The sequence below is a fragment of the Streptomyces sp. NPDC048521 genome, from assembly GCF_043199855.1.
GTDB lineage: Bacteria > Actinomycetota > Actinomycetes > Streptomycetales > Streptomycetaceae > Streptomyces.
Map to the genome: position 1 here is coordinate 265260 of NZ_JBICWR010000003.1, position 6214 is coordinate 271473.

Annotated in this window: 4 protein-coding genes and 1 pseudogene; 2 read left to right on the plus strand and 3 right to left on the minus strand. The window is 71.0% G+C overall.

What is annotated here, in order from left to right; translation table 11 throughout:
* Positions 1–66 precede the first annotated feature (66 nt).
* Together ACGFRF_RS08740 and ACGFRF_RS08745 are read right to left on the minus strand one after the other, a co-directional pair.
* Positions 67–450 carry a DUF6083 domain-containing protein gene (locus tag ACGFRF_RS08740; protein WP_393737898.1) on the minus strand — a complete coding sequence of 128 codons (384 nt, stop codon included), beginning with the start codon at positions 448–450 and terminating at the stop codon, positions 67–69.
* Positions 451–1870: 1420 nt separating this feature from the next.
* The gene (locus tag ACGFRF_RS08745) at positions 1871–2266 is read right to left on the minus strand and encodes an ArsR/SmtB family transcription factor (protein WP_393737899.1); all 396 of its coding nucleotides are present in this window, start codon (positions 2264–2266) and stop codon (positions 1871–1873) included.
* A 269-nt stretch (positions 2267–2535) separates the two neighbouring features.
* Here ACGFRF_RS08745 and ACGFRF_RS08750 point away from each other — a divergent pair.
* Positions 2536–3563: pseudogene (locus ACGFRF_RS08750) on the plus strand (MFS transporter); the annotation flags it as partial.
* Between the two features lie 384 nt (positions 3564–3947).
* Here ACGFRF_RS08750 and ACGFRF_RS08755 read toward each other — a convergent pair.
* Positions 3948–5027, minus strand: a complete 1080-nt coding sequence (locus ACGFRF_RS08755) for a Ku protein (RefSeq protein ID WP_393737900.1) — start codon at positions 5025–5027, stop codon at positions 3948–3950.
* A gap of 53 nt (positions 5028–5080) precedes the next feature.
* Here ACGFRF_RS08755 and ligD point away from each other — a divergent pair, with 53 nt between their 5' ends.
* Positions 5081–5968: a non-homologous end-joining DNA ligase gene (gene ligD, locus ACGFRF_RS08760; protein ID WP_393737901.1), complete on the plus strand. Its 888-nt coding sequence runs from the start codon at positions 5081–5083 to the stop codon at positions 5966–5968.
* The last annotated feature ends 246 nt before the right edge of the window (positions 5969–6214 follow it).

Genomic DNA, 6214 nt, shown 5'->3' on the forward strand with positions numbered 1-6214 from the left:
GCGGGGTTCGTGGGCAAGGCTTTGGGACGTTTTGCCCGGGCCGTACCGGCGTTGCCGAGGTGCCCGTCAGCCGGCGTCCGGCCATTCCTCGGGGGGTGGAGGCGACTCCGCGTCGTTCTGTCGGTCCGCCCGCCGCGCGTTCTCCCCTCGCAGGGTCGTCAGCCACGGCCACAGATCCGGCAGTGACTGTGCCGGGCAGGCCAGTCGGTGCTCGATGCGACACCGCTGGAACGGATCCGGCGGACACACCCCGTAGACGGTCACCCGCCCATCGGACAGCTCGATCCACCGGTGCTCCGCCGGCACCGTGTGGGCCAGTGGAGCCATGTCCGGTTCCAACATCACCCAGTCACGCTCGAGCGTCGCCACCCGATCTCGCGGCAAGCCGCAGTACGGGCAGCGCGACTGTCCGCCGCTCAGCCGCCGCGGCGTCTGCTCCAAAGCCCCCATGGAGCTAGGGTCGACACCTTGACGGCCCGGGCGTAGAGCGCGAACCGGACGGGACGCCTGGGGAGGTCGTGTGCTGAGAAAATGGAAGGCGACCCGCCAGGTGCATCCAGTACCTGACGGCCGGGGCAACGCGGCCGATACACGACGGAGCTCTTGGCCCGCCGAGAGCCGGGGCTGACGATCTGGTGGCCAGTTCGCTGATATTCAGGCAATGGGTCTTCGACTTGCGATTCGTCATCTCTTGCCGTCCGTCGACCTACTTGGCGTAGCGGCTCAGCAAAAACCTCAACACTGCTTCCCGCGTGCTCACCACCTCAGTCGCGTCCACTCCAGGCTTGAGTCAGGTCGACAGGGCCGAGTACTGGAGGTCGTACGGCTGAGCGGCGAGCGGCGAGCGGCGAGACAACTGCGGTCGGTGGGAGCGCCTAGCTGCCAACCCCTGCCACAAGCGGTAGTTGGCCGGAAAGCCGACCACTCCGGCCCCCGCTCGCTGGCGAACAGGCGCTCGTCCTCGGCGGTTCCGAACGTGTCGAGGTCTTGCCTGAGGGTGGCGACGAACTGGGGCCGGGATCAGTACGAGCCGGAACCGTCTCGCCGGGTCCGGGCTGACATCGACGACGCGGGACGGCGGCATACACAGCGCCTCTGTCCAGCCTTCGAACAGTCGACGGCCACGGCCGAAGCGGGCTCGGATCAAGCTACTCAGGCGGTGGTCAGTGTGAGAGTTGTCAGCCGGGAAGTACAGCGACCGCCGCGGAGACAACCGACCGCCACCAGCCCCAGGCGACCGGCTGACGTGCTCGGCAGGCCTCGGTCCCCATCGTGCCCGAAGTTCGCCTCCACAGCCGATGGGCAGGCGGCCACGAGCAGGCAATTGGCCCCCGCGCGGCCCGCCGTCCGGAACTGGCGGGCCAGCGCCTCGGGAGACGCCGTCGCGGGGTAAGCGGAACCTACTCCTCCGGCTGGTGAAATGGAAGGCCTGTTTTCCGCGGCGGCCCAGCGGCTCCGCTCATGGGTGGCTCGACCGGATGTTCAGCACAGTCGTGCGGGCCCGTACGGCACCGCTCGCTGAGCCTCTTCGTACTTTCCATGAGCTCTCCAGCCGGCCCCTGATCCGCCCGATGAAGTGGTGCAGGTCACACTGCGCCGGTCCGGCCGGCCTCGTCCTGGACGCCTTGAGAGGTCGCCGATCGGCTGAAGCAAAGGACACGATGAGGTCGCCACCCCCTCGCGCGAAGCTCGACGCCTGGCGCGGGGCCACGGCTGGCATCCGGGGCGGAGGGCGGCGATATGCCCGGCTCCAGCCCGCCGTGCCGACGTTCTTCGGCGCGCCGCCCTCGACCGTCGCGAGCCCTTCATCGGTCTGAGGCCGTAGCGGTCGGTGAGCGGCGCGCATTCGCAGTGGGACGTGCGCGCCCGTTCACTCCCCGTCCGGCGGGCTCCACGCTGCGACCAGGTTCAGCAGACCGGGGAAGCGGGCGTTCAGGTCGGCGATCCGGACGTGGCTGCGGCGTTCGAGGCCGTACTGGCGCTGGCGGGTGATCCCCGCCTCGCGCAGCGCCCTGAAGTGGTGGGTCAGCGAGGACTTGGGGCGGTCCAGGCCGAACCAGCCGCAGGTGTGGTCGAACTCCTCGGACTCCAGGAGCAGTTTGCGCACGATCCGCAGCCGCAGCGGGTCGCTGAGCGCGCCCAGCACCGTCTCCAGGCGCAGCTCCTCGACGGTCGGCTCGGGCAGCGGATCGGGCAGGCCGGCGGGTTCCGGCGGCTGTGTGATGCCTGGCTTCGTGTCCGCTGCCGCGGACCGGTTCGGGGTCAACTGCGGTTCCCTCCCTCGGGCTTCCAGTACGAGTTCGATCGTACTACGTGCTAGGTTCGGCTCCACTCGTACAAGTACGACTGGACTCGTACTGACGCTCGGGGAGGACTGTCGTGGCAGAAACCGACGTAGGCACCACCGGTACAGGGCAAGGCCGGGTGAGCAGTGAGGTGCCGGTCCGCTGGGTGTGGCTCGCCGCCTGGCCCGTGACCGCCGTCTTCGTCCTGTCCAACGCGGCCACCCCGCTCTATGTGCTGTGGCAGCGCGAGATGGGGTTCAGCAAAGGCACCCTGACCGTCGTCTTCGCCTGCTACATCGCCGGGTTGCTGGGTTCCCTGCTCGTGTCCGGCGTCGCCTCCGACCGGCTCGGCCGCAAGCCCGTCCTGCTGCCCGCGCTGGGGCTCGCTCTCCTGGCCTGTCTGGTCTTCGCCACGGCGGGCGGCGTGGTCGCGCTGATCGTCGGCCGGCTGTGCACGGGGATCGCGGTCGGGGCCGTGGTCTCGGCGGGCATGGCCGCGGTGACCGACGTGGCCGGGTCCGGGCGCCGCCGTCTCGCGGCGCTGCTCGCCTCCTGCGCGATGGTGTTCGGCGCGGGGCTCGGGCCGCTGCTCGCCGGAGTGTTGTCCGAGACGCTGCCCGCGCCCACGGTCACCGTGTTCGCGGTGGAGGCGGGGCTGCTGGTCACGGCCGTCGTGGTGGTGCTGCGGATGCCCCTACGACGGCCTGCTCCGACCAGCACCAGCACCAGCACCGGTGCCGGTGCCGGTGCCGGTGCGCCGGCCAGGGCCTGGGTGCGGGTGCCGGGTGTGCCGAGCGGTGCCGGGTGGCAGCTCGCGCTGGGCGTCGCCGCCTTCGCTCCCGGCATCACCGCCACGTGTTCGTGCTGTCGCTCGGGCCCTCGCTGCTGTCAGGGCTGCTGGGCACCGGCAGCCGGATCGTCTCCGGGGCGCTGGCGTTCGCCATGTTCCTCAGCGCGACGAGCGTGCAGTTCGCGGTACGACGACTGCGCCGGCGCACGGTCCTGGTCACCGGTGCGGCCGCCACCGCGCTCGGCATGCTCGCGCTCGTCACTGCCGTACACACCGGCTCGGTCCCGGCACTGACCGCCGCCGCGCTGCTGGCCGGGGCGGGCCAGGGCATGGGCCAGCTGGGCGGTCTGTCCCTGCTGAACTCGACCGTGCCGGGGGCTCGGCTCGCCGAGGCCAACGCGGCCCTCAACGTCGGTGGCTACCTCCCCGCCGGCCTCCTCCCGGTCTGCGCCGGCTACCTCAGCGACGCAGTCGTTGTTGCCGGGGGTCTCGCTTGCCCGCGCTCGCGGGGTGCCGCTGCGCCCACCCGTGCCGCCCCAAGCGGCACGACTGCCCGTATCAGCGCACCTTGCACCGCCGCCGGGTGGGCGCCACCCCGGCGGCACGACCGCCCCAGCTGCGCATGTTCCGCCGCCGCCAGGTGGGCACCCCAAGCAACACCACTCCCCCAGCCACATACGGGTGAGCGCCCCCAGTCGCACGACTCCCCCAGCCACACAAGATCCACCCCGGCCGACGAGGCACCCCCAGCAACACCACTCCTGCCAGCCCGGCGCGCTCCGGTGAGGCGGGGAACTGTATCCGACCAGGCACGGCGCACCGGCAGCCGGGAAAGGTCACCGACACCCCCGGTGGCGTTGCCGGAACGGCCCTCAAGCCGAGCGCTTGCGCGAAGCCGTCTTCTTCGTCGCCGTCTTCTTCGCGGGTGCCTCACTCTTCGCCGTCGACTTGGCGGTCGACTTCGTCGTCGACTTGGCCGTCGTCTTCGCCGCCGCGGTCTTCTTGGTCGCCCCAGCCGTCTTCGTCGCCCCCGCCGTCCTGGACGTGGACTTCCGTGCCGTCGCCGGCTTTTTCTCGGTGGCCGCCTTCGTGGACTTCTTGCCGCCCGTCTCCTTGGGCGCCGCCCGTCGCCGCGGCAGCGGTCTGACCTCGGCTTCGCCACCCGCCGGCGCCGCGCCCCGCGACTCCCGGGCCGCGCGCACGCTGTTCTCCAGCGCGGCCATCAGGTCGAGCACCTTGCCCTCGGCCGCCGGTGCGGGTGCCTCCGGCGGCACCTCGCCGGAGGCCTTGGCCGCGATGACCTCTTCCAGTGCCTCCTGGTACTGGTCGTGCAGGTCTTCCAGGTCGACCTCGCCGAGCGTGTCCATCAAGGCGTCCGCGAGGTCGAGTTCCTTGTCGCGGATGGTGACGTCGGCGTCCGGGGCGACGCCTTCGGGGGCGCGTACCTCGTCCGGCCAGAGCAGGCCGTGCATGGCGATGGCGTCGCCGACCACCCGCAGCATGCCGAGGCGTTCCCGGCCGCGCAGCGCGTACTTGGCGACGGCGACCTTGTTGCTGCGCTTGAGGGCCTCGCGGAGAAGGGTGTACGGCTTGGCGGCGGGGGCCCCGCCGGCCGCGAGGTAGTAGGCCGCTCCCATCTGGAGCGGGTCGATCCGGTCGGCGGGTACGAAGGCGACGATCTCGATCGTGCGGGCGGTGGGAATGGGCAGGTGGGAGAGGTCCTCGTCGCTGATCGGGATGATCGTGCCGTCCGCGTCCTCGTATCCCTTGCCGATCTCCGCCTGGCTGATCTCACGGTCCTCCAGTTCGCACACCTTGCGGTAGCGGATGCGGCCGTTGTCCTCGGTGTGGATCTGACGGAAGGAGATCGCGTGGCTCTCCGTCGCGTTCACGAGCTTGATCGGGATGCTGACGAGACCGAAGGAGATGGCGCCGTTCCATATCGATCGCACGTGCCGCACCCTTCCTTTCCCGTTTTTACCGGTTTGTCTGGGATTGTCATCTTATGACGCCTATTACGGAGGTGGAGGGGCGGCGGGTCGCGCTCAGCAACCTGGAGAAGGTGCTCTATCCGGAGACCGGCTTCACCAAGGGAGAGCTGCTGCACTACTACGCGACCACCGCCGGCGCCCTGCTGCCGCATCTGCGTGACCGCGCGGTGTCCTTCCTGCGCTATCCGGACGGCCCGGAGGGGCAGCTGTTCTTCACCAAGAACGTGCCGCCCGGTACGCCCGACTGGGTCACGACCGCCGCGGTTCCGCGGTCCTCCTCGGAGGGGCCGACCCGGATGGTGGTGGTGCAGGACCTGCCGAGTCTGGTCTGGGCGGCGAACCTGGTCACCGAGTTCCACACGCACCAGTGGCTGGTGCAGAGCCCGGACGAGGCCGACCGGCTGGTCTTCGATCTCGACCCGGGTGCGCCGGCGACCATCGTCCACTGCTGCGAGGTCGCCCTGTGGCTGCGGGAGCGGCTGGCGGCGGACGGGATCGAGGCTTACCCGAAGACGGCCGGGTCGAAGGGGCTGCATCTGCTGGCGGCGGTGCGCGGAAGTTCGTCCGAACGGACGTCCGAGTACGCGAAGGCGCTGGCGGTGGAGGCGGAGCGGGCGATGCCCCGGCTGGTGGTGCACCGGATGACGAAGAGCCTGAGGCCGGGGAAGGTCTTCGTCGACTGGAGCCAGAACGCGGCCCGCAAGACGACGGCCACGCCCTACACGGTGCGCGCCCGCCGGGCTCCCCTGGTGTCCGCGCCGGTGACCTGGGAGGAGGTGGAGGACTGCCGCAGTCCCGGCCGGCTGGAGTTCCGGGCCGACGACATCGCCCCGCGGCTGCAGGATCTCGGCGACCTGATGGCACCCCTGCTGGACCCCGGCAAGGCGGTACGGCTGCCCTGACCTGCACCCGGCGGCCAGGTGTTCCGGTCCCGCGCCAGCACGTGCAGCGCCTCCACCTCCGCCGGTTTCCGCACGCCGCCGAGGCGGGCCCGACCCACCGGCTCCGCGCCCCGACCTACACCCGCACCCAGGTGTTCCCGTCCCGGGCCGTCACGTGCAGCGCCTCCACCTCCGCCGGTTTCCGCACGCCGCCGAGGCGGGCCCGACCCACCGGCTCCGCGCCCCGACCTACACCCGCACCCAGGT

Coding starts and splice junctions, on each gene's coding strand:
- ACGFRF_RS08740 (WP_393737898.1), bottom strand. CDS start 450: ATGGGGGCTTTGGAGCAGACGCCGCGGCGGCTGAGCGGCGGACAGTCG.
- ligD (WP_393737901.1), top strand. CDS start 5,081: ATGACGCCTATTACGGAGGTGGAGGGGCGGCGGGTCGCGCTCAGCAAC.